The sequence below is a fragment of the Pseudoroseomonas cervicalis genome (assembly GCF_030818485.1).
GTDB lineage: Bacteria > Pseudomonadota > Alphaproteobacteria > Acetobacterales > Acetobacteraceae > Pseudoroseomonas > Pseudoroseomonas cervicalis_A.
In genome coordinates, this window is record NZ_JAUTAJ010000004.1 from 2,515,120 (window position 1) to 2,535,634 (window position 20,515).

17 protein-coding genes and 2 tRNA genes are annotated in these 20,515 nt (G+C 74.0%); 10 read left to right on the top strand and 9 right to left on the bottom strand.

Annotated elements, in window-relative coordinates; translation table 11 throughout:
• Positions 1-12: 12 nt before the first annotated feature.
• On the top strand, positions 13-1,326 hold the full coding sequence (locus QE401_RS15650) for an aldehyde dehydrogenase family protein (RefSeq protein WP_307139094.1): 1,314 nt from the start codon (positions 13-15) through the stop codon (positions 1,324-1,326).
• Between the two features lie 323 nt (positions 1,327-1,649).
• Here the strand turns inward: QE401_RS15650 and QE401_RS15655 are convergent.
• The 4 genes from QE401_RS15655 to QE401_RS15670 all read right to left on the bottom strand — a co-directional run bounded on the left by QE401_RS15655 (position 1,650) and on the right by QE401_RS15670 (position 4,599).
• Positions 1,650-1,733 (bottom strand) — tRNA-Leu (locus QE401_RS15655).
• Positions 1,734-1,834: 101 nt separating this feature from the next.
• Positions 1,835-1,909: transfer RNA gene (locus QE401_RS15660), tRNA-Gln, on the bottom strand.
• Between the two features lie 34 nt (positions 1,910-1,943).
• Positions 1,944-2,849 carry a 4-(cytidine 5'-diphospho)-2-C-methyl-D-erythritol kinase gene (locus tag QE401_RS15665; RefSeq protein WP_307139095.1) on the bottom strand — a complete coding sequence of 302 codons (906 nt, stop codon included), beginning with the start codon at positions 2,847-2,849 and terminating at the stop codon, positions 1,944-1,946.
• A gap of 34 nt (positions 2,850-2,883) precedes the next feature.
• Positions 2,884-4,599: a tetratricopeptide repeat protein gene (locus QE401_RS15670; RefSeq protein ID WP_307139096.1), complete on the bottom strand. Its 1,716-nt coding sequence runs from the start codon at positions 4,597-4,599 to the stop codon at positions 2,884-2,886.
• A 273-nt stretch (positions 4,600-4,872) separates the two neighbouring features.
• On the opposite strand from QE401_RS15670, the gene QE401_RS15675 reads away from it, so the two are divergent.
• Positions 4,873-5,550: a Tat pathway signal protein gene (locus QE401_RS15675; RefSeq protein WP_307139097.1), complete on the top strand. Its 678-nt coding sequence runs from the start codon at positions 4,873-4,875 to the stop codon at positions 5,548-5,550.
• Positions 5,551-5,781: 231 nt separating this feature from the next.
• On the opposite strand, the gene QE401_RS15680 is transcribed toward QE401_RS15675, so the two are convergent.
• Positions 5,782-7,392, bottom strand: a complete 1,611-nt coding sequence (locus QE401_RS15680) for an electron transfer flavoprotein-ubiquinone oxidoreductase (protein ID WP_307140257.1) — start codon at positions 7,390-7,392, stop codon at positions 5,782-5,784.
• 107 nt (positions 7,393-7,499) lie between these two features.
• On the opposite strand from QE401_RS15680, the gene QE401_RS15685 reads away from it, so the two are divergent.
• From QE401_RS15685 to moaB, 6 genes are all read left to right on the top strand, one after another.
• Complete coding sequence (locus tag QE401_RS15685; protein ID WP_307139098.1) at positions 7,500-8,411, top strand: uracil-DNA glycosylase; 912 nt, start codon at positions 7,500-7,502, stop codon at positions 8,409-8,411.
• Positions 8,412-8,674: 263 nt separating this feature from the next.
• On the top strand, positions 8,675-10,369 hold the full coding sequence (locus QE401_RS15690; protein ID WP_307139099.1) for a lytic transglycosylase domain-containing protein: 1,695 nt from the start codon (positions 8,675-8,677) through the stop codon (positions 10,367-10,369).
• A gap of 249 nt (positions 10,370-10,618) precedes the next feature.
• Positions 10,619-13,120, top strand: coding sequence for a response regulator (locus QE401_RS15695; RefSeq protein WP_307139100.1), 2,502 nt, complete (start codon positions 10,619-10,621; stop codon positions 13,118-13,120).
• Positions 13,117-13,509, top strand: coding sequence for a response regulator (locus QE401_RS15700; RefSeq protein WP_307139101.1), 393 nt, complete (start codon positions 13,117-13,119; stop codon positions 13,507-13,509). The genes QE401_RS15695 and QE401_RS15700 overlap by 4 nt, the downstream gene beginning before the upstream one ends.
• Positions 13,502-15,178 carry a GGDEF domain-containing response regulator gene (locus QE401_RS15705; protein ID WP_307139102.1) on the top strand — a complete coding sequence of 559 codons (1,677 nt, stop codon included), beginning with the start codon at positions 13,502-13,504 and terminating at the stop codon, positions 15,176-15,178. The genes QE401_RS15700 and QE401_RS15705 overlap by 8 nt, the downstream gene beginning before the upstream one ends.
• Complete coding sequence (gene moaB, locus QE401_RS15710; protein ID WP_307139103.1) at positions 15,165-15,698, top strand: molybdenum cofactor biosynthesis protein B; 534 nt, start codon at positions 15,165-15,167, stop codon at positions 15,696-15,698. The genes QE401_RS15705 and moaB overlap by 14 nt, the downstream gene beginning before the upstream one ends.
• Positions 15,699-15,782: 84 nt before the next feature.
• Here moaB and QE401_RS15715 read toward each other — a convergent pair whose 3' ends face one another.
• The gene (locus QE401_RS15715; RefSeq protein ID WP_307139104.1) at positions 15,783-16,904 is read right to left on the bottom strand and encodes a PA0069 family radical SAM protein; all 1,122 of its coding nucleotides are present in this window, start codon (positions 16,902-16,904) and stop codon (positions 15,783-15,785) included.
• 196 nt (positions 16,905-17,100) lie between these two features.
• On the opposite strand from QE401_RS15715, the gene QE401_RS15720 reads away from it, so the two are divergent.
• Complete coding sequence (locus QE401_RS15720) at positions 17,101-17,766, top strand: TIGR04282 family arsenosugar biosynthesis glycosyltransferase (RefSeq protein WP_307139105.1); 666 nt, start codon at positions 17,101-17,103, stop codon at positions 17,764-17,766.
• A 16-nt stretch (positions 17,767-17,782) separates the two neighbouring features.
• A complete protein-coding gene (locus QE401_RS15725) occupies positions 17,783-18,526 on the top strand; it encodes a sulfite exporter TauE/SafE family protein (protein WP_307139106.1) in 744 nt (247 codons plus the stop codon).
• Between the two features lie 118 nt (positions 18,527-18,644).
• Here QE401_RS15725 and QE401_RS15730 read toward each other — a convergent pair whose 3' ends face one another.
• From QE401_RS15730 to QE401_RS15740, 3 genes are all read right to left on the bottom strand, one after another.
• Positions 18,645-18,878 (bottom strand): hypothetical protein, encoded by a 234-nt coding sequence (locus QE401_RS15730; protein WP_307139107.1) that lies wholly within the window; start codon positions 18,876-18,878, stop codon positions 18,645-18,647.
• 254 nt (positions 18,879-19,132) lie between these two features.
• Positions 19,133-19,804: an NUDIX hydrolase gene (locus QE401_RS15735; RefSeq protein WP_307139108.1), complete on the bottom strand. Its 672-nt coding sequence runs from the start codon at positions 19,802-19,804 to the stop codon at positions 19,133-19,135.
• Positions 19,801-20,427: a DUF1285 domain-containing protein gene (locus QE401_RS15740; protein ID WP_307139109.1), complete on the bottom strand. Its 627-nt coding sequence runs from the start codon at positions 20,425-20,427 to the stop codon at positions 19,801-19,803. Before QE401_RS15740 ends, QE401_RS15735 begins: the two co-directional genes overlap by 4 nt.
• Between the last annotated feature and the right edge of the window lie 88 nt (positions 20,428-20,515).

The window sequence follows — 20,515 nt, forward strand, 5'->3', positions numbered from 1 at the left end:
GAGCCGCCCCGCATGACCGGACGCCCTGCCGAGGCGCTTGCCGCGCTGCGCGCCGAGGCCGCGCCGATCCCGCCCCGCCGCCGCCGCGCCCTGCTGGCGGCGCTGGCCAGGGCCGTCACCGACCGTGCCGGCGATATCGTCGCGGCGGCCGAGGCCGACTATCAGGGCCGCTCGGCCATCGACACGCTGCTGGCCGATGTGATGCTGGTGGCGCAGGCGGCGCGGCGGGCGCGGCGCTGGCTGGGCTGGTGGTCGCGGCCGCGCCCCGTGCTGGCGCCGCTGGCCTTCCAGCCGGCGCTGGCCTGGGTGGAGCCGGTACCGAAGGGGGTGGTCGGCATCCTGGCCCCCTGGAACTACCCGGTGCAGCTGGCGCTCTGGCCGCTGGCCGAGGCGATCGCCGCCGGCAACCGCGTGGTGCTGAAGCCGAGCGAGCACACGCCGCGCATCGCCTCCCTGCTGGCGGAGCTGGTGGAGCAGGCGCTGGGCCGCGACGTGGCGCGTGTGGTGCAGGGCGATGCGCGGGTCGCCGCCGAATTCGCGGCGCAGCCCTGGGACCATCTGGTGTTCACCGGCGGCACCGCCACCGGCCGCGCGGTGATGCGCGCCGCCGCCGAGCATCTGACGCCGCTGACGCTGGAGCTGGGCGGCAAATGCCCGGCCATCATCCTGCCCGGCGCCGATCTGCCGCGCGCCGCCCGCGCCATCCTGGCGGCCAAGGCGGTGAATGCCGGGCAGACCTGCGTGGCGCCCGACACGGTGCTGCTGCTGGGCCATTCCGAGGCCGATTTCACCGCCGCCTGCAGCAAGGCCGCCGCCCCGCTGGACAGCGCCGTGCTGCCGCGCGAGCGGCCGCGCCAGGCGCGCCTGGCCGCGGGCGGCACGGCGCTGCAAGGCGGCATCACCCTGATCGCCGACAAACACCCGGAAGAGTTGTTCGGCCCGGCGCTGGCGCTGCGCGCGGTGCCGGATCTGGACGCCGTGCTGGGCTGGCTCAGGGCGCATCCGGCGCCGCTGGCGATCTCGCTCTTCGGCGCCAGCCGGGCGGAGCGCGCGGCGATCGCCGCCAGGGCCAGGGCCGGCGCCATCGTCGAGGAGCGCTGCCTGGACCACGCCGCCTTCCCGGCCCTGCCCTTCGGTGGCGTCGGCGGCTCGGGCTTCGGGCGCTATCACGGGCGGGCGGGGTTCGATGCCTTCAGCGACTGGCGGGCGCGGGTGCGGCATGGGCGCTTCGCGCTCTCCCGCCTGTTCGACCCGCCGCGCGCCGCGTCGCGCCTGGCCCTGGCCTGGAAACTGGCGACGGGGCGCGGGCCGAAGCCCCGATCATGACAGATGGGGAGGCGGCGCCATGCATGCGAGTCGCACATGGCAGCAGAGCCATGCGTCCAGCGATGCTGCACCTGCGAAAAAGGTAAAGGTTCGGAAAGGTTAGAGCGCCTACATCTTCGGTGCTGCCGCAGCATCGCGGCTCCAAAGGATCAAGGGGTCTACCCGTGTCCGAATTCCTCTTTGTCACTGTCGTCGCCGCCCTGGTCGGGGGTGGACTTTATGCGCGCTCCCTGATGGAGCTGAACTGGCCGGCGGGTCTGCCCCGCCTGCATGTGGCTGACTGATCAGCCTGCCCGCGGCGCGCGCCGGTTCCGGCGCGCGGATGCGGGCGGCGGGTTTCGAACCCGCACTCCCCAAGGGGGAAGCAGATTTTAAGTCTGCTGCGTCTACCGTTTCGCCACGCCCGCGCTGGCTCTCTTCCTGCCACAGCGCGGCACGCCACGCAAAACCCCTCAGGCCCATGGGCCGAGGGGTTTTTGCGTTGTGGCTGTCAGGCACAGGGAAAAGCTGGTTGGGGCGCCAGGATTCGAACCTGGGAATGGCGGTACCAAAAACCGCTGCCTTACCGCTTGGCTACGCCCCAGCAAGCCGGCCGGGCCCGTGCGGGCCCTGGCGGCTCAATAAGCGGCGAAGGGGCCGTTCGTAAAGCCCCCACCCCAGCCCCACCAGGCGGGCGGCAGGCGGCCGGCCGCGGCATGCGCCGCCTCCGGCGTCGCGAACAGGCCGAAGCAGGTGGCGCCCGAGCCGCTCATCCGCGCCAGCAGGCAGCCGGGCAGCGCGCGCAGCGCCGCCAGCACCGCGCCGATCTCCGGGCAGAGCGACAGCGCCGGCGCCTCCAGGTCGTTGCCGCAGGCGGCCAGGTCGCGCGCCATGGAGGCCGCATCCGCCCAGGCGGTCGGGAAATGCGACGGCGCCGAGAAGCCGCCCTGGCGCGCCGCGAACACCGCAGGTGTGGCCAGCGGGATGCGCGGATTGGCCAGCAGCAGCCCGGCCTCGGGCAGGCGCGGCGCGGGGGTCAGCACCTCTCCCACCCCGCCCAGCCGCGCCGCGTGGCTGTCCAGGCAGCAGGGCACATCGGCCCCCAGCCGCGCCGCCAGCCCGGCCAGGCGCGCATGGCCCCAGCCCAGGCCCCAGGCGCGGTTCAGCAGCCGCAGCGCGGCCGCCGCATCGGCCGAGCCGCCGCCAATGCCCGAGGCCACCGGCAGCCGCTTCTCCAGCTCCAGCGCGCCAGTGGCGGCGCAGCCCGCCTCGGCCGCCAGCAGCCGCGCGGCGCGCAGCACCAGGTTGTCGGGCTCGGCGGCCAGCGCCGCCGCCTCGGGGCCCGTCACCGCCAGCCGCAGCGGCCCGCCGGGCTGCCAGCCCAGCCGGTCGCCGATGCCGGCGAACACCACCAGGCTGTCCAGCAGATGGTAGCCATCGGCGCGGCGCCCCAGCAGCTGCAGGGTCAGGTTGATCTTGGCCGGCGCCGCCTCCTGCAGCCGCGCGCCGCCCGCCGCGGCGGCGTCCGGCGCGCCGCCGCTCATGCCCGGCCCCGCGCCGGGCGCCGCGCCGCCCGCCTCACGGCCGGGCGGCGGCCGGGGTGGCGGGCAGGCCGTCGCGCAGCTTGGCGGCGATCTTCGGCGCCTCGCCCGGCTCGGGCTCCAGCGTCAGGGCGCGGCGCCACTGATACTGCGCCTCGATCCGCCGGCCGGCCGCCCAATAGGCGTCGCCCAGATGGTCGTTGATGACGCTGTTGCGCGATTCCAGCTCGGCCGCGCGCTCCAGCCAGCGGATGGCGCCGGGCAGGTCGCCCAGCTTGTACAGCGCCCAGCCCAGGCTGTCGGCGATGTTGCCGTCCTGCGGCCGCAGTTCCATGGCGCGCTCCAGCATGCGCCGCGCCTCGGCCAGGTTGGTGCCGTGCTCGACCCAGCTATAGCCGAGATAGTTCAGCACATAGGGCTGCTCGGGGGCGAGCTGCAGCGCGCGCTGGAAATCCGCCTCGGCGCGCGGCCACTGGCCGGAGCGCTCGAGCGCGATGCCGCGCACATAGTACAGCGCCCAGGGCTCCGCCTCCGGCCGGCCGATGCGCGACAGCGCCTGGGTATAGGCCTCGACCGCCTCGGCATAGCGCTCGCGCGAGCGCAGCAGGTCGCCCAGCCGCGCCGGCGGCTGCACCGAGCTCGGATAGCGCTCGCCCAGGCGCCGCAGCACGGCGATCGCCTCCTCCGTGCGGTTCACCCGGTCGAGCAGCGTGGCGCGGCGCAGCGCGACGATGCCGGAGAGCGGATCGTCCTCCGGCACGTTGCGCAGCAGCGCCAACGCGCTTTCGGGGTGCTTCTCGTCATTCAGCGAATCGGCGGCGACCAGCAGGGCGGCGGTGGAATCCGGGCGCAGCCGCAGGGCGAGGCGCGCCAGCAGCAGGCTCAGCTCCGGCGCGCCCTGGCCGCGCAGCGCGCCGGCCAGCGCCAGCTCCGCCTCCGCCATGCCCTCGACCGGCGAGGCGACGGCGCGATTCTGCAGCAGGCGGCGCCGCGCCTCGGGCGCGCTGATCAGCGAGTATTCGTCGCCCACCGCCGCCAGCGCCTCGATCAGCTGCGCCGCCTCGGCCGATTTGCCGGCGCGCTCCAGGATGCCGGCGACCGCCTGGATCATGCGCAGATTGGCCTCGGGGGATTCGGCCAGCGACTGGCGGGCCAGCCGCTCCGCCTCGGCCGGGCGGTTGGCCAGATCGGCGATCAGCGCCGCATGCAGCGAGGCCAGGCCGCGCAGCCGCCCGCCCTGGATCAGCGGCTGCAGGGTCGCCAGCGCGCCATCGGTGTCGCCGCGCCCGGCCTGGGCCCAGGCCAGCAGCAGCGGCTGCAGCAGGGCGGCGGCGCCGCTGCGCGGCAGGTTGCGCAACCGGCGCTCGGCCTGGTCCCAGCGGCCGGCCATGGCGTCGCTGCCGGCCAGCAGCATCTGCGCCAGCTCGGATTGCGGCAGGCGGCGGGCCAGGCGCACCGCCTCGGGCCGGCCATCCAGCACGGTGGCGATGAAGGCGCGGTTCAGCACCTCCGGCTCGTCCGGCGCCAGGCGCAGCGCTTCCAGCAGCTGGTCGGCGGCGGCGGCGGTGTCGGTCTCGGCGGTGGCGAAGCGCCCGGCCAGATAGGCGCCCGAGGCGTTGGGCCGGGGCGGGCGGCTGCTCTCCGCGCGCGGCGTGTCGGGGGAGGCGGCATCGGGCGCGCCGCCGGCGGCGCAGCCGGCGAGCAGCGCCGCGGCCAGCAGGGCGAGGCGGCGCGGGGAGACGAGCATGACCATGGCGCCAAGCCTAGAGCGCGATCCGCCCCGTTCAAAGCGCCGATCACGCGCCCGACAGACTGAAACCGGGCTGCAACAGGGCGGAACCGGGCGAGGCCGACGCTTCCGCGTCATGTGATCGCGCCGCCGCCGATCGTCGCGCCAGCGTGAAGCGTTGGGGGCAAGCAGGAACGCGGCGCTTAATTGTCGTTCGGTGACGCAGGGTGCAGAATTGTTGCCAAGCCTGCGCCGCCGAAGGGCGCGCGCCGCCGTCACACAAAGGAGGTAACCACCGTGCGTGTCATCCTGGCCGCGATGCTGGCCATGCTGGCCTGTGCCGTCTCGACACCGGCCTCGGCGCAGAACCGGTTCTGGCTGGTGAACCAGTCAGGCCAGGTGATCGAGAGCGCCTATGTCTCGCCCTCCCGCCTCGACAATTGGGGCCCCGACATCCTGGGCAATGCCGTGCTGCCGCCCGGGCAGCAGGTGCATGTCACCCCCTCCGCCGCCGATTGCGTGCTGGATGTCCGGGTGCGCTACCAGGGCGGGCAGGAAGAGACCCGGATGCAGGTGAATGCCTGCAACCTCAGCCGCATCGCCTTCAGCGGCCGCGGCGGCGGCGGCGCGGGCGCGACCATCGGCGGTGGCGGCGGTGCCGGGGCCACGATCGGCGGCGGTGGCGGCGGGGTCTATGGCGGCGCCGCGGCGCGCGCCTCGGGCGACCCGTCCTTCGGCTTCGTCAACCGCAGCGGCGCGGTGGTGCGCGAGCTCTATGTCTCGCTCAGCACCGACAGCAACTGGGGCCGCGACCGGCTGGGCCAGGCGGTGCTGGAGCCCAACCAGCAGATGTGGATCGACCTGCCGGCCGGCCGCTCCTGCCAGGTGGATGTGCGCGTGGTCTACATGAATGGCCGCGAGCAGGAGCGCCGTGGCGTCGAGACCTGCTCGATCGCCGAGCTGGCCTGGCGCTGAGCCAGGGACGCCGCCCGGGGGCGCAGGCCCCGGGAGGCATGCTGAGGGGCGCCGGGCCGCGACAGCCCGGCGCCTGACAGACCGACGCCGGACAGACCGACGCCGGACAGACCGACGCCGGACAGACTGACGCCGGACAGACTGACGCCGGACAGACTGGGCGGCGCATCCGCCCCGGTCCGGCGGGCGGGGCGAGCACCCCGCCCCGCTCCGCAGCCCGGAAGAGGCCGCTTACATCCCGCCGATATAGTTCGGACCGCCGCCGCCCTCCGGCGTGCACCAGTCGATGTTCTGCTTCGGGTCCTTGATGTCGCAGGTCTTGCAGTGCACGCAGTTCTGCGCGTTGATCACCAAGCGCGGCTCGCCCTCCTCCACGCCCACCGCCTCATAGACGGCGGCCGGGCAGTAGCGGCTCTCGGGCGAGCGGTAGACATCCCAGTTCACCGGCTTCCACTGCGACGGGTCGCGCAGCTTCAGATGCGCCGGCTGGTCTTCCTCATGGTTGGTGTTGGAGAGGAAGACCGAGGAGAGCCGGTCGAAGGTCAGCTTCCCGTCCGGCTTGGGGTAGGCGATCTTCTTCGCCGGGTCGGCGGGCTTGGTGGCGCTGTGGTCGGCATGGTGCGCCAGGGTCCAGGGCGCCTTGCCGCGGAACAGATAGGTCTCCAGCGCGGCGTTGATCATGCCGCCATAGAAGCCCCATTTGGCGAAGCCGGGGCGGATGTTGCGCACGCCCTGCAGCTCCTCCCACACCCAGCTCTGGCGCAGCGCCTCGGGATAGCTCTCCAGCACCGGGGCGGCCGCCTCGCCGGCTTCCAGCGCGCGCGCCGCCGCCTCGGCGGCCAGCATGCCGGACTTCATGGAAGTGTGCGTGCCCTTGATCTTGGGCACGTTCAGGAAGCCCGCCGTGTCGCCGATCAGCGCGCCGCCGGGGAAGACCAGCTTGGGGATCGACTGGAAGCCGCCCTCATTGAGCGCGCGGGCGCCATAGGCGATGCGCTTGCCGCCCTCCAGGATCTTGCGGATCTCCGGATGCGTCTTGAAGCGCTGCATCTCGTCGAAGGGCGAGAGCCAGGTGTTGGGATAGTCGAGCCCGACCACCATGCCGATCGAGACCAGATTCTCGCCCAGCATGTAGATCCAGGTGCCGCCATAGGTGTCGGTGGTCAGCGGCCAGCCGGTGGTGTGCCAGATCTTGCCCGGCACGTGGCGCTCCTTCGGGATCTCCCACAGCTCCTTGATGCCGAGGCCGTAGGTCTGCGGCTGCACGCCCTCGCGCAGGCCGTAGAGCGCCTCCAGCTTCTTGGTCAGCGAGCCGCGGCAGCCCTCGCCGAACAGGGTGTAGCGGGCGCGCAGCTCCATGCCCGGCTGGTAGTTCGGGCCTTCCTCGCCCTCGCGGGTGATGCCCATGACGCCGGCGACGACACCCTTGACCACACCCTCCTCGATGATCGTCTCGGAGGCGGCGAAGCCCGGATAGATCTCGACGCCGAGCGCCTCGGCCTTCGCCCCCAGCCAGCGGCAGACATTGCCCAGGCTGACCACGTAATTGCCGTGATTGTGCATCTGCGGCGGCGTCGGCAGCTTGTAGGCCTTGCTTTCCGTCAGGAACAGGAAGGCATCCTCGCTGGCGGGGGTGGCCAGCTCCGGCGGGTCCTCGCGCCAGTCAGGCAGCAGCTCGTCCAGCGCGCGCGGCTCCAGCACCGCGCCGGAGAGGATATGCGCGCCGACCTCGGACCCCTTCTCGACGACGCAGACCGAAGCCTCCGGCGAGAGCTGCTTCAGCCGGATCGCCGCCGCCAGGCCGGAAGGGCCGGCGCCGACGATCAGCACATCGAATTCCATGCTCTCGCGTTCGGACACGTTGCTGTTCTCCCTTGGGTCCCGCGGGGCTGGCTTAACCCGATCGCGGGTTGCGCGGAACCCCGCCAGGCCGCGATATGGCGGCACCGATGAGCACGCTGCCCCCGCCCCCCGCCACGCCCCAGCCCGGCCCCGATTCCGAGGCCGCCGCCCTGCTGGCGGCGCTGCGGCTGCAGCTGGACTGGGGGGTGGATGAGGCGCTGGCCGAGGCGCCGCTGGACCGGCTGGCCGCGCCCCCGCCCGGCCCCGCCGCCGCCGCCCCCGCCATGGCCGCGCGGGACGCCGCCGAGGCCGGGGCGCCGCCGCCCCGCCCCGCGCGCCGGCCGCCGGCGGCGGTGCTGCCACTGGCCCCGCTCGCCCTGCCGGCGGCCGAGAACGCCGCCGCCCTGGCCGCCGCCGCGCCGGACCTGGCCGGCCTGCGCGCCGCCATCGAGCGGATCGAATCGCCGCTGCGCGACACCGCCACCAACCTGGTCTTCGGCGATGGCCAGCCGGAGAGCGGGCTGATGCTGATCGGCGAGGCGCCGGGCGGCGATGAGGACCGGCTGGGCCGGCCCTTTGTCGGGGTCTCCGGCCAGCTGCTGGACCGCATGCTGGCCAGCATCGGGCTGGACCGGGGCAGCGCCACGCCGGGCCAGGGCTTCTACATCACCAACATCCTGCCCTGGCGGCCGCCCGGCAACCGCACGCCGACGGATGCCGAGATCAACCTGTTCCTGCCCGTGGTGCTGCGCCATATCGCGCTGGTCCGGCCGCGCCATGTGGTGATGCTGGGCGGCACCTCGGCCAAGGCGCTGCTGCGGGCGAAGGAGGGCATCACCCGGCTGCGCGGCCGCTGGCATGCCCTGCCGGCGGAGGCGGGCGGGCTGCCCGCCCTGCCCACGCTGCACCCAGCCTATCTGCTGCGCAACCCGGCCGCCAAGCGCGAGGCCTGGTCCGACCTGCTGATGCTGCGGCGCAGCCTGGATCGCGAAAATTCGCCCGATCCGACAACAAAATAAACCAGACTTGATGCAACCCGGGCGCGCAAACCCCTGATTTCCGTAAGGTTTGTGTCTCCGCATGAGATTCGTCCCGGAAATCGGAGTTGTGTTGTCGGTTCGCGGTCTTTAACGCCGACCTCGCCATGCGAGCGTTCTGCACCATGGCCCTGCGTCCGCGCCTCCTCGCCCTTGGGCTGGGAGGCGCGGCGTCGCTCTGGGTGGGGGTTCAGGTCCCTGCCCAGGCGCAACGGGCCGGAGAGACCGCCCCCCTTGAGCGGGCTATGAGCGTCCCCAACCCACGGCCCGGTGCCGGCGTGGCGGGACTTCCGCAACCCCTTGCCCCCTCCGACGCGGCCCGGCTGCGCCGGATCTTCCTGCTGCAGGCCCAGGGCCAGTTCGCCCAGGCGCAGGAGGAGACCGAAAGGCTGGAGGATCGCCGGCTGCTCGGCCATGTCCTGGCCGATCGCTGGCGCCAGCCCGGCGCGCCGGAACCCTCGGTGCCGGAGCTCTACGCCTGGCTCGCCGAATATGCCGACCATCCGGACGCGGCCTATCTGCACAGCGTGCTGCGCCGGCGCCTGCCGCGCAACGCGCCGCACCCGCCGGCGCCGCCCGACGAGTTCCTGGCGCCCGAGGCCGAATCGGTGCCGGAGGAGAGCGAGCCGGTCGGCCGCAGCCTGCGGCGCGATGCGCGGCTGGACCGCACCGTGCGCGGCCATGCCGCCAATGGCGATGCCGAGGCGGCGCTGTCGGCCATCGGCCGCGGCAGCAGCGGCGCCTATGCCGCCATGCTGCGCGGCGAGGTGGCGCTGGCCCTGTTCCATCGCGGCCGCGACGAGGAGGCCTACCGCATCGCCAGCCAGGCGGCGCAGGCCGAGCCCGGCATCGCCTACCCCGCCTATGTCGCGGGCCTGGCCGCCTGGGGCATGGGCCGCGCCGATCTGGCGCTGGCCCGGTTCGAGGCGGCGGCGCGCGCCGACAGCGCCGCCCCCGCCCTGCGCGCGGCGGCGGCCTTCTGGACCGCGCGCTCGGCCATCCGCACCCGGCGGCCGCAGCTCTATGTGCCCTGGATGCTGCAGGCGGCGCAGGAGCCGCGCACCTTCTACGGGCTGATCGCGCGGCGCATCCTGGGCCTCGCCCCCGGCTTCGCCTGGGAGCGCGAGGTGGCCGGCGAGGCCGAGGGCGCGGCGCTGGCCGAGACCGCCTCGGGCTGGCGGGCGCTGGCCCTGCTGCAGATCGGCCAGCGCGACCGGGCGGAGGCCGAGCTGCGCCGGCTCTGGCCGGCGGCGCAGGGCAATCCGGGCCTGTCGCGCGCCATGCTGGCCGCGGCGCGCGAGGCGGGGCTGACCGACCTCGCCTCCCAGGTGGCGGAACTGGCGCAGAGCAATGACGGCCGGCCGCGCGACTATGACCGCTTCCCGCTGCCGCGGCTGGAGCCGATGACCGGCTTCCGCGTCGACCCGGCCCTGCTCTACGGCCTGGCGCTGCAGGAAAGCCGCTTCGACCCGCGCGCCGTCTCGCCCGCCGGGGCGCGCGGGCTGATGCAGATCATGCCCGCGACGGCCGCCTACATCCTGAAGGAGACCGGGCTGTCCGGCGCCGCGCGCGCCCGGCTGCACGATCCCTCCTTCTCGCTCGAGCTGGCGCAGCGCTACCTGCACCTGCTGACCACGCGCGAGGTGGTGGATGGCGACCTGATCCGCGTGCTGGCCGCCTACAACAACGGCCCCGGCAATGTCGGGCGCTGGGCGCCCAATGTGCGGCACCAGGACGACCCCTTCCTGTTCGTCGAATCGATCCCGGTGGGCGAGACACGCGCCTTCGTGCAGCGCGTGCTGGCCTATTCCTGGATCTATGCCAGCCGGCTTGGCCTGCCTTCGCCGAGCCTGGACGCGCTGGCCGCGGGCAATTTCCCGCGCTTCGGCGAGGCGCTGACGGAAGTGGCGGAAATGCCCGCGCCGCGCGGCGGCCGCTGACGGAGCGCCCCGGGGCGGACCGCCCCGGGGCCGCGCCGCGCAGGCGCCAGGCCCGCGGCAGGAGCAGCGGAAGCGGGGCCGCCGCGGCGCCGCTTCCCGGTCCGGGCTTCACAGCCGCTCGACAGCCGGGGCGGCGCCTCACGCGATGGTTGCAAGACCGGCCCGGTCATGCCATCCCGGCCGGACCGCGCCGGGCGCCACACGGTGCAGGGGCGCACCGCCTCCCCTCCTCAACCGCCGGGATGGTCCATGGCCTCGCGTTCGCTGCGAATCCGCCTCCTCACCTATGCCGCTTCGGGGGCGTTGCTGGCGCTCTTCGCGGGCGGCGGCTTCGTGGCCCTGCGGGTCATCAATGACGGCCGCACCCAGCGCGAGGCGATGGATGCCAGCCACCGCGCCGTCACCCTGATGCTGGAGCTGCGCAACAGCGTCTTCGAGATGGTGGGGGCGCGCAACGTCACCCTCTCCACCCCGGGGATCGAGGCGGAATCGCTGTTCCGCCCCGTCGTCACCCGGCTGCGGGCGCAGCTGGAGCGGCTGCGCAGCATGACCCAGGAGACCGAGGAGGAGCGCCAGGCCACCGAGGCGCTGGATCGCGGCGTGCAGGGGCTGGTGACGCGGCTCGAGGCCTCGCTGCGGCTGGAGCGCTCGGCCGGGCTCGACTACGCCATGCTGCTGCGCGAGGCGAATGGCGACCGCAGCCGGCTGACCGCGCAGATCGACGCGATGATCCAGGCCGAGCGCGAGGAGCTGGCCGCCTTCAACCAGCACTACCTGACGCGGGTCGAGCAGATCCGCACGGTGATGCTGCTGCTGGTGCTGGTGGCGGCGATCCTGGCGGTGGCGGCGGTCTGGGGGCTGCACCGCTACCTCACCAGCTCGACCCGCAGCTATGACGCGCTGGCCGAGGCCAACCGCGCCAGCGGCGAGGCCAACCGCCAGCTGACGGATGAGCGCAGCCGGCTGCAATCCATCCTCGACCATGCCAGCGACCCGATCCTGCTGGTCGATGGCGATGAATGCATCCAGCTGGCCAATGCCGCCGCGGCGCAGCAATTCCGCATGCCGCAGGAGGCGCTGCCCGGCCTGCGCATCCGCAGCCTGGTGCCCGGCTATGGCGTGCGCCAGGGCGAGGTGCAGGCCAGGCGCGCCGATGGCACCGTCTTCCCCGCCGAGCTCTCCGTCGGCCCGACGGCCGAGGGCGCCTCGGTCTGCATCCTGCGCGACGTGACCGAGCGGCACCGGCTGGACGCGCTGAAGAGCGAGTTCGTCTCCACCGTCAGCCATGAGCTGCGCACGCCGCTGACCTCGATCCGCGCCTCGCTCGGCCTGGTGATGGGCGGCGTCGCCGGCACCCTGCCCGAGCCGGTGCGCGAGCTGCTCGACATCGCCGCCAAGAATGCCGAGCGGCTGGTGCTGCTGGTCAACGACATCCTCGACATCGAGAAGATCGAGAGCGGCCGGCTCGACTTCCAGCGCGAGCGGGTCTCGGCCCGCGCCCTGCTGCAGCAGGCGGTCGCCGCCAACGCCGCCTATGGCGCGCAGTTCGAGGTGCGCTTCGAGCTGGATGAGGGCACCGAGGACGCGCTGGTCTATGCCGATGTGCAGCGCATCCAGCAGGTGCTGGCCAATCTCCTGTCCAACGCCGCCAAATTCTCGCCGCGCGGCGGGGTGGTCGAGGTGTCGCTCGGCGTCGATGCCGGCAATGCCATCTTCCGGGTGCGCGACCATGGCCGCGGCATCCCGCCGGAATTCCGCAACCGCATCTTCCAGCGCTTCGCCCAGGCGGATTCCTCGGATGCGCGGCAGAAGGGCGGCACCGGGCTCGGGCTCTCGATCAGCAAGGCGATCATCGAGCACCATGCCGGCAGCATCGGCTTCGAGGATGCCGAGGGCGGCGGCACCGTCTTCTGCTTCTCGCTGCCGCGGCTGGTGGAGCGGCTGTCGCAGCCGCTGCCGGCCAGCCCGGCCGGGCGCCGCCGCGCGCTGATCGTCGAGGATGACGCCGACATCGCCCGGCTGCTGCGCCACATGCTGGACGGCTATGGCTGGGACAGCGAGGTGGCGCGCGACGCGCGCGAGGCCTTCGCCTGGCTCGACCGCGCCCGTTTCGACGCCATGACGCTCGACCTGATGCTGCCGGAGGAGGACGGGCTGTCGCTGTTCCGCCGGCTGCGCCGGCGCGAGGATGGCCGCGCCCTGCCGGTGGTGGTGATCTCGGCCACCGCCGACCATGGGCGGCGGGTGCTGAATGGCGACGCGGTCGGCGTGGTGGACTGGCTGGACAAGCCGATCGACCCGGCGCGGCTGCGCCAGGCGCTGCGCGCCGCGCTCCGCCCCGGCGGCGGCCCGGCCTGCGTGCTGCATGTCGAGGATGACCCGGATATCCGCCGCGTCGTCTCCGCCGTGATGGGCGACGAGGCGCGCATGGTCCCCGCCCGCAGCCTGGCCGAGGCGCGCGCGGCGCTGGCCGAGGACGGTCCCTTCGCCCTGGTGGTGATCGATGTCGGCCTGCCGGATGGCAGCGGCCTCGACCTGCTGCACGAGCTGCGCGCGCTGCAGCCGCCGCCGCCGGTGCTGATCTTCTCGGCCAGCGACATGGATGCGCGCACCACGCGCAGCGTCGCCGCCGCGCTGGTGAAGAGCCGCACCGACAACCAGGCCCTGCAGGGCACCATCCTGCAGCTGATCGAAGGCGCCCCGGCCCCCGATGGCCGGTCGTCGCACCCCACCACGGAGCCCCGGGCATGAGCGAGGCCGCGCTGTCGCGCATCCTGTATGTCGAGGACGATGCCGATGTCCGCCACCTGGCCAGCTTCGCGCTGAAGGCGGTGGGCGGCTTCACGGTGGAGGCCTGCGCCTCGGGCGAGGAGGCGCTGGCCCGCGCCGAGGGCTTCGCGCCGCAGCTGCTGCTGCTCGACGTGATGATGCCGGGCATGGACGGGCCGACCACGCTCGAGAGGCTGCGCACCCTGCCCGGCCTGGCCACCACGCCGGCGATCTTCATGACCGCCAAGGTGCAGCCGCAGGAGGTGGCGCGCTACCGGGCGCTCGGCAGCCTCGACGTCATCTCCAAGCCCTTCGACCCGATGACCCTGCCGGCGGCGCTGCGCGAGATCTGGGCGCGGCGCGATGCCTGAGGCGGCCGGGCAGGATATCCGCGAGGCACTGCGGCGGCTGCGCGCCGAGGGTGTCGCGCGGCTGGGCGAGCGGGTCGCCGGGCTGCAGCAGGGCTGGGCGGCGCTGATGCCGCCGCCCTGGGACGAGCCGGCGCGGCAGACGCTGGGCGAGCTGGCGGCCTCGGCGCACCGGCTGGCCGGCGCCGGCGGCACCTTCGGCTTCCCCGCCCTCTCCGCCGCCGCGGCGCCGCTGGAGCTGCTGCTGCTCGGCCTGCGCGAGGAGGCGGCGCCGCGCGCCGACCGGCTGCGCCAGGTGGAGCGGCTGATCGAGGCGGTGCGCCAGGCCTGGATGGCCGGCCCCGACCCGGCGGCCGAGGCCGCCGCCGAGGGCGCCGCCGCCCCCGCCCCGGATGCCGCCGAGCCGCTCTACCTCTTCGCCGAGAAGGAGGGGCAGGCGGGGCTGTCCACACTGTTCGCGCATCTGGGCTATGCGGTGCTGCGGCTGCCGGACGGGGTGCTGCCGGGCGGCGCGCTGCCCGAGGGCACGCGGCTGGCCGGCGCCGTGGTCGATGATTCGGTGCCGGACGCGCTGATCGCCTGCCGGCATTTCGCGGCGCGCTGCCCGGTGGTGCTGCTCTCGGCCGAGACCGGCTTCGCCGCCCGCCTCGCCGCCGCCCGCGCGGGCGTGGAGGCGGTGGTGCCGAAGCCCGCCGACCTGAACGAGCTGGCCGACTGGCTGGACCAGTTCGCCGGGCCGCGGCATGAGAGCCCGGCCTCGATCCTGGTGGTCGATGATGATTCGCTGCTGGCCGAGGCCTATGCGCTGGCGCTGCGCCAGGCGGGCATGCAGGTCACCACCGTCTCGGCCCCCGAGCAGGCGATCGACGCCATGGCCGCCATCAACCCCGACCTGGTGCTGATGGACATGCAGATGCCGGGGGTGGAGGGGATCGAGCTGGCGCGCATCATCCGCCAGAGCCGGCGCAGCCTGTCGCTGCCGATCCTGTTCCTCTCGGCCGAGCAGGATGAGCAGCGGCAGATCCTGGCGCGGCGCCTCGGCGGCGACGACTTCATCCCGAAGCCGGTGGATCTGGACCGGCTGGCGACGCTGGTGCGGCTGCGCGCCGAGCGCGCCCGGGCGCTGCGCGCCATGATGGACACGGACAGCCTGACCGGGCTGCTGAACCATGCCCGCTTCAAGGACCGGCTGGAGCTGGAGCTGCTGCGCGCCTGGCGCGAGGGGCAGACGCTGAGCCTGGCGCTGATCGACCTCGACCATTTCAAGTCGGTCAACGACACGCATGGCCATCTGATGGGCGACCGGGTGATCCGCGGCCTGGCGCGCAGCCTGCAGCGGCGGCTGCGCCGCACCGATCTGCTCGGCCGCTATGGCGGGGAGGAGTTCGCGGTGCTGCTGCTGAACACCCCGCCCGAGGCGGCGCGCGGCCTGATCGACGCCATCCGCAGCCGCTTCGCCGCGACCGTGTTCGAGACCGGGACGGCGCCGCTGCGGGTCAGCTTCAGCGCCGGCATCGCCGGGCTGCCGCCGGAGGGGAGCGGCGAGGCTGGCGGCGCGGCCGAGGCGATGATATCGGCGGCCGATGCGGCGCTGTATGCCGCGAAGCGGGCCGGCCGCAACCAGGTGGCGCTGGCCGAGCCGCAGGAGGTCTCCCGCCATGCCGATCGATGAATCGCGTCGCTTCCTGCCGGTCTCCATCGCGGTGCTGACCGTCTCCGACACCCGCGACCTGGCGAGCGACCGCTCCGGCGCGCTGCTGGCCGAGCGGATCGAGGGCGCCGGGCACCGGCTGCACAGCCGTCAGATCGTGCGCGACGAGGTGGATGCGATCGAGGCGGTGCTGCGCGGCTGGATCGCCGACCCGGAGGTGGATGTCGGCATCACCACCGGCGGCACCGGCATCACCGGCCGCGACGTGACGCCGGAGGCCTTCGACCGGGTGCTGGAGAAGCGGATCGAGGGCTTCGGCGAGCTGTTCCGCATGCTGAGCTACCAGAAGATCGGCACCTCGACGATGCAGTCGCGCGCCATTGGCGGGGTCGCGGGCGGCACCTACCTGTTCGCGCTGCCGGGTTCCTCGGGCGCGGTGAAGGATGGCTGGGACGACATCCTTCGGTTCCAGCTGGATGCCCGCCACCGCCCCTGCAACCTGGTCGAGCTGATGCCCCGCCTGCAGGAACATCTGCGCTAACCGAAGGCGGGGTCCGGGGGGACCCTGTCCCCCCGGCGGGGATCGGACGCACTGCGTCCGATGGGGCAGAGCCCCCTGCGCTTTTCAGAACAACGCCAGCTGCTTCGGCAGGCTGAGATCCTCCGGCGGGCAGAAGGCCGAGCAATCGAGCCCCTCGCCCTCCCGCTTCCCCAGCCCCAGCCTCTGCGCCGCGACGCGGAAGCGCCGCGCCAGCATCTCGGCATAGGGGCCGGTGCCGGACATGCGCTGGGCGAAATCGCTGTCATAGACGCGCCCGCCGCGGGTCTGCCGCACCAGGGAGAGCACCTTGTCGGCGCGGTCGGGCATGTGCTCGCGCAGCCAATCCTCGAACAGGCCGGCGATCTCCAGCGGCAGGCGCAGCAGGACGTAGCCGCCGCGCGTCGCGCCGGCGCTGGCGGCGCGTTCCAGGATGCGCTCCAGCTCCATGTCGTTCACCGCCGGGATCATCGGCGCAGCCAGCACGGCGGTGGGCACGCCGGCCTCCGACAGCCGGGCCAGCGCGTCCAGCCGGCGGGCCGGCGTTGCCGCGCGCGGCTCCAGGATGCGGGCCAGCGCCGGGTCGAGGGTGGTGACGGAGAGGCAGACCCGCACCAGCCGCCGCGCCGCCAGGCGCTGCAGGATGTCGAGGTCGCGCAGCACGCCGGCCGATTTGGTGACGATGGTGACGGGGTGGCCGAAGCGCTCCAGCACCTCCAGCACGGTGCGGGTCAGCTTCAGTCGGCGCTCCACCGGCTGGTAGGGGTCGGTGTTGGAGCCGAGCGCGATGGGGCGCGGCACATAGCCGGGCTTGCGCAGCTCCTTCTCCAGCAGCGCGCCGATCTCCGGCTTGAACTGCAGCTTGGTCTCGAAATCCAGCCCGGGGGAGAGGCCGAGATAGGCGTGGCTGGGCCGGGCGTAGCAATAGACGCAGCCATGCTCGCAGCCGCGATAGGGGTTCACCGCGCGGTCGAAGCCGACATCGGGGGAGCTGTTCCAGGCGATGGCGGAGCGCGCGGCGTCGCGCGTCAGGGTGGTGGGCAGGGGCGGCAGCGCGCCGAAGGCCTCTTCCAGCGTCTGCCAGCCATCGTCGAAGGCTTCCAGCGCCAGCCGGTCGAAGCGCACGGCCGGGTTGCTGGTGGCGCCACGGCCCTTGCGCGCCCCGTCCAGCAGCGTGGTGGCGGCGGCGCGGATGCTGCCATCCGGCATTGACGGGTTCCCCTTCCGTTCGCGCGACTCTTTCGCCAGCGGCCCGGCGAAGTCAAGAACATCATAAGAACGCCGAAAGCGCCCTGGCGGCGCCGGGCCAGGGCCGGGCGACTCGGGCGGCGGTCTGGTCCGGGGCCGGCGTTCCCGTTATGTCTGATCCGGGCGCGGAGACCGCGGCGCCCCAAGGGGCCGGGCCATGAGGAACGACACGCTGCTGATCTTCGCCGCCGCGCCGCGGCTCGGGGTGGTGAAGCGCCGGCTGGCCAGGGGCATCGGCCCGGTGGCGGCGCTGCGCTTCCACCGCGCGCAGCTGGCGCAGATGGCGCGCGGCCCGGGGCGGGACCGGCGCTGGCGCACCATCCTGGCGCTGGCGCCCATCGGCGGCGGCGGGCTGCCCGGCTGGCTGCTGCGCGGCTTCCCGCGGCGCGGGGCGCAGGGCCCGGGCGATCTCGGCCAGCGGCTGGCGCGCTGCACCGCGCGGCATCCGGGCCGTGTCGTGGTCATCGGCAGCGACATTCCCGGCATCACGGCCGACGACATCGCCGCCGCCTTCCGCGCGCTGGGCCGCGCCGATGCGGTGTTCGGCCCGGCCGAGGATGGCGGCTTCTGGCTGGCCGGGCTGGCGCCGCGCCGCCCCGCCCGCCCCTTCGGCGCGGTGCGCTGGGACAGCGAGCACGCGCTGGCCGACACGCTGGCCAATTTCGCCGGCCGGCGCATCGCCCTGCTGCGCACGCTGCGCGACATCGACACGGCGGAGGACCTGCTGGCGCTGCGGCAGGATCGCCGCGCCTGGACCGGGCTGCGCCGGCTGCGCGCCCGCCCCGCGCCGCCGCGCCGCGCCGAGCGCAAGCGGAAGCGCTGAGCCGAGGGACATCGCGATGCTGCCCGATCCGATGGCGCTGGCGGTCACGCTGGGCGCGGCCCTGGCCGCCGGGCTGGCGCGCGGCTTTTCCGGCTTCGGCGCGGCGCTGATCTTCATCCCGCTGGCCAGCGCGGCGCTGGGGCCGCAGCTGGCGGCGCCGGTGCTGCTGCTGGTCGACAATGTCACCGCCCTGCCGATGCTGCCGCCGGCCTGGCGCCGGGCGGATCGCGGCCAGGCGCTGTCGCTGGCGGCCGGCGCGCTGGCCGGCGCCCCGGCCGGGGCCTGGCTGCTGCTGCATCTGCCGCCGGAGACGCTGCGCTGGGGCATCTGCGCCCTGGCGGCGGCGATGCTGCTGCTGCTGGCCTCAGGCTGGCGCTATGGCGGAAGGCCGGCGCTGCCGCTGTCGCTCGGCGTCGGCGCGGCGTCCGGGCTGTGCTCGGGGGCGGCGCAGCTGGGCGGGCCGCCGGTGGTGGCCTATTGGCTGGGCGGCGCCATCCCGGCGGCGCAGGTGCGCGCCAATCTGGTGCTGTTCTTCGCCTGCAGCGGCGCCATCAGCGCGGCGGTGTATCTGGCGGGCGGGCTGCTCGGGCTGCAGGCGGCGCTGCTGGCCGCGCTGGTGGCGCCGCCCTATGCCTTCGGCATCTGGGTGGGCAGCCGGCTGTTCGGCCTGGCCAGCGAGGCCGGCTTCCGCCGCGCCTGCTTCCTGCTGATCGGGCTGGCGGCGCTGCTCGGCCTGCCGCTGTGGGACGGGCTGCGCTGAGGCGGCGGCGACGAAGGGGCGGCGGCGCTCAGGGCATGGCGCCGGCGCGCGGCCGGCGCGCCGTCAGGTCAGCGCCGCCCGCCAGCCTGCCCTGCCCGCGCCGGGAGGCCGCGCGGCCCTAGGATCCGCCCGGCACCTTGCCGTTGAACAAGGACCCCATCTGGGATTGCAGGCTGCTGGCAGACTGGCTGAGCTGGCTGTTCAGCTGCACGCCGATCAGGCCGTAATTCACGGCCACCAGGCCGCCGGTGACGGTGTCGAGCTCGGACTCCGCCAGGGGCAGAGGGGCCTCCGGCAGCTGGGGCTGCGCCGGCTGTGAGGCTTCCGGGAGCGCCTTCGGGTCCTGGGTCATGGTTGCCACCTTTCATGCCGCGCGGGAGGGTGCTGGAGGAGCGGGTCCTGTCGGGGAGCGCAGCCCGCCGCGCCGGCCCGGCCCGCGAGCCGGGCGGTGCGGCATCGGCGAGGGCGGGGTCGGCAGCCGGGCTGAGCCTGCGGCCCAGGGGACGAGCCTGGACCTCACGGGAAGGCTACACTCACCCGGGCGGGGCCGCGCAACACAAGAACGGCATCGCAACAAGCCGGCGGGCAGCACCGCGCCGGCGGCGCTCAGGCCGCGTCGGGATGCCGCAGCAGCAGGGCCAGGTTGCGCATGATCGCCGCCGTCGCGCCCCAGACGTAATGGGTGGCATGCGGCCAGACATAGAAGCTGCGCCGCTCGCCCTTCCAGATCGCCGTGCGGCGCTCCGGCAGCGCCGGGTCGAGCAGCGCGGCGAGATCGTATTCGAAGGCCTGCTCCACCTCATCCGGCGAGGGGAGGATGTTCAGCGGCGGCTCCAGCAGCGCCAGCACCGGCGTCACGTGATAGCCGGTGCCGGTCACATGGCCGGGCAGCCGGCCGAGCAGGCGCGGCAGGCGCGGATCCAGGCCGATCTCCTCCGCCGCCTCGCGCAGGGCCGCCTGCTCGGGGTTCTCGCCCGGCTCGATGCGGCCGCCGGGGAAGGAGACCTGCCCGGCATGGCTGGAGAGCTTCGCGGCGCGCAGCGTCAGCAGCAGGCTCGGGCGCGGGCCCAGCACCACCGGCACCAGCACGGCGGACGGCTTCCCCAGGGTGGCCGGGCCGGCGGCGCTGTCCAGCGGCTGCTCGCCCAGCGCGCGGTCCTCGGACGCCACGCGCTCGGCCAGCCAGCGCAGCCGGGCCGGGTCGGAGAGGCGGCGGGTCAGCTCTTCCGGGTCCAGCGCGAAACCGGCCCCGGCGGGGCGGGAGGCGGCGCCGCTCACCCGGCGGCCGCGCCCTGCACCGCCGGCACCTCGTCGATCGGGAAGAAGATGCCCTCGCTCCAGACGCCCAGCACCTCGCGGCCCTGCACCCGCTCGGGCTCGGCCAGCGCCACCAGCTCGTAGAAGACGGCGCGGTTGATGCGGGCCTCCAGCCCGGGGCGCACCGTCACATAGGGGCGCGGCTGGCGGGTGCGCGGGTCGATGGCGACGCGGATCGGGTGGTCGGCATCCGCCGTGACCATCTCGTCCAGATTGGTGCGGAAGGTCAGGCATTGCCGCCCCTCGCAGCGGCGCCAGAACACCTCGACGGCGACGAAGGGGGCGTCCTCCACCTCGATCGTGCCGCGCTCGGCCGGGGTCTCCAGCCAGTAGCTGCCATCCGGCTCGCGCTTGAGGACGGAGGCGAAGAGGCAGACCAGCTCCTTGCGGCCGATCGGGCTGCCCTTGTAGTGCCAGCTGCCATCCTTGGCGATGCGCATGTCGAGCGAACCGCATTCATGGCGCGGCCGCCCCGGCGGGCCGGAGCGCGCCGCCCTGGCGGGCTTTCGCGCCACCGCCTCGGGGGCCTGCGCGCGCAGGCAGCAGCCCTGCTCAATCCCGGATTGTTTCAATGCTTCGTCCATGCGCCCGGTGGTCATAGGCTTCCCCAAGTCTCGCTCCTGGCAGAAGGGGCGGGCTGGCCAAGGCGGGCCGGCTTCCCATATCCGGCTA

Coding starts and splice junctions, on each gene's coding strand:
- QE401_RS15650 (WP_307139094.1), top strand. CDS start 13: ATGACCGGACGCCCTGCCGAGGCGCTTGCCGCGCTGCGCGCCGAGGCC.
- QE401_RS15665 (WP_307139095.1), bottom strand. CDS start 2,849: ATGAGCGGCGGCGCGCCGGACGCCGCCGCGGCGGGCGGCGCGCGGCTG.
- QE401_RS15670 (WP_307139096.1), bottom strand. CDS start 4,599: ATGGTCATGCTCGTCTCCCCGCGCCGCCTCGCCCTGCTGGCCGCGGCG.
- QE401_RS15680 (WP_307140257.1), bottom strand. CDS start 7,392: ATGGAATTCGATGTGCTGATCGTCGGCGCCGGCCCTTCCGGCCTGGCG.
- QE401_RS15685 (WP_307139098.1), top strand. CDS start 7,500: ATGAGCACGCTGCCCCCGCCCCCCGCCACGCCCCAGCCCGGCCCCGAT.
- QE401_RS15690 (WP_307139099.1), top strand. CDS start 8,675: ATGAGCGTCCCCAACCCACGGCCCGGTGCCGGCGTGGCGGGACTTCCG.
- QE401_RS15695 (WP_307139100.1), top strand. CDS start 10,619: ATGGCCTCGCGTTCGCTGCGAATCCGCCTCCTCACCTATGCCGCTTCG.
- QE401_RS15700 (WP_307139101.1), top strand. CDS start 13,117: ATGAGCGAGGCCGCGCTGTCGCGCATCCTGTATGTCGAGGACGATGCC.
- QE401_RS15705 (WP_307139102.1), top strand. CDS start 13,502: ATGCCTGAGGCGGCCGGGCAGGATATCCGCGAGGCACTGCGGCGGCTG.
- moaB (WP_307139103.1), top strand. CDS start 15,165: ATGCCGATCGATGAATCGCGTCGCTTCCTGCCGGTCTCCATCGCGGTG.
- QE401_RS15715 (WP_307139104.1), bottom strand. CDS start 16,904: ATGCCGGATGGCAGCATCCGCGCCGCCGCCACCACGCTGCTGGACGGG.
- QE401_RS15720 (WP_307139105.1), top strand. CDS start 17,101: ATGAGGAACGACACGCTGCTGATCTTCGCCGCCGCGCCGCGGCTCGGG.
- QE401_RS15725 (WP_307139106.1), top strand. CDS start 17,783: ATGCTGCCCGATCCGATGGCGCTGGCGGTCACGCTGGGCGCGGCCCTG.
- QE401_RS15730 (WP_307139107.1), bottom strand. CDS start 18,878: ATGACCCAGGACCCGAAGGCGCTCCCGGAAGCCTCACAGCCGGCGCAG.
- QE401_RS15740 (WP_307139109.1), bottom strand. CDS start 20,427: ATGGACGAAGCATTGAAACAATCCGGGATTGAGCAGGGCTGCTGCCTG.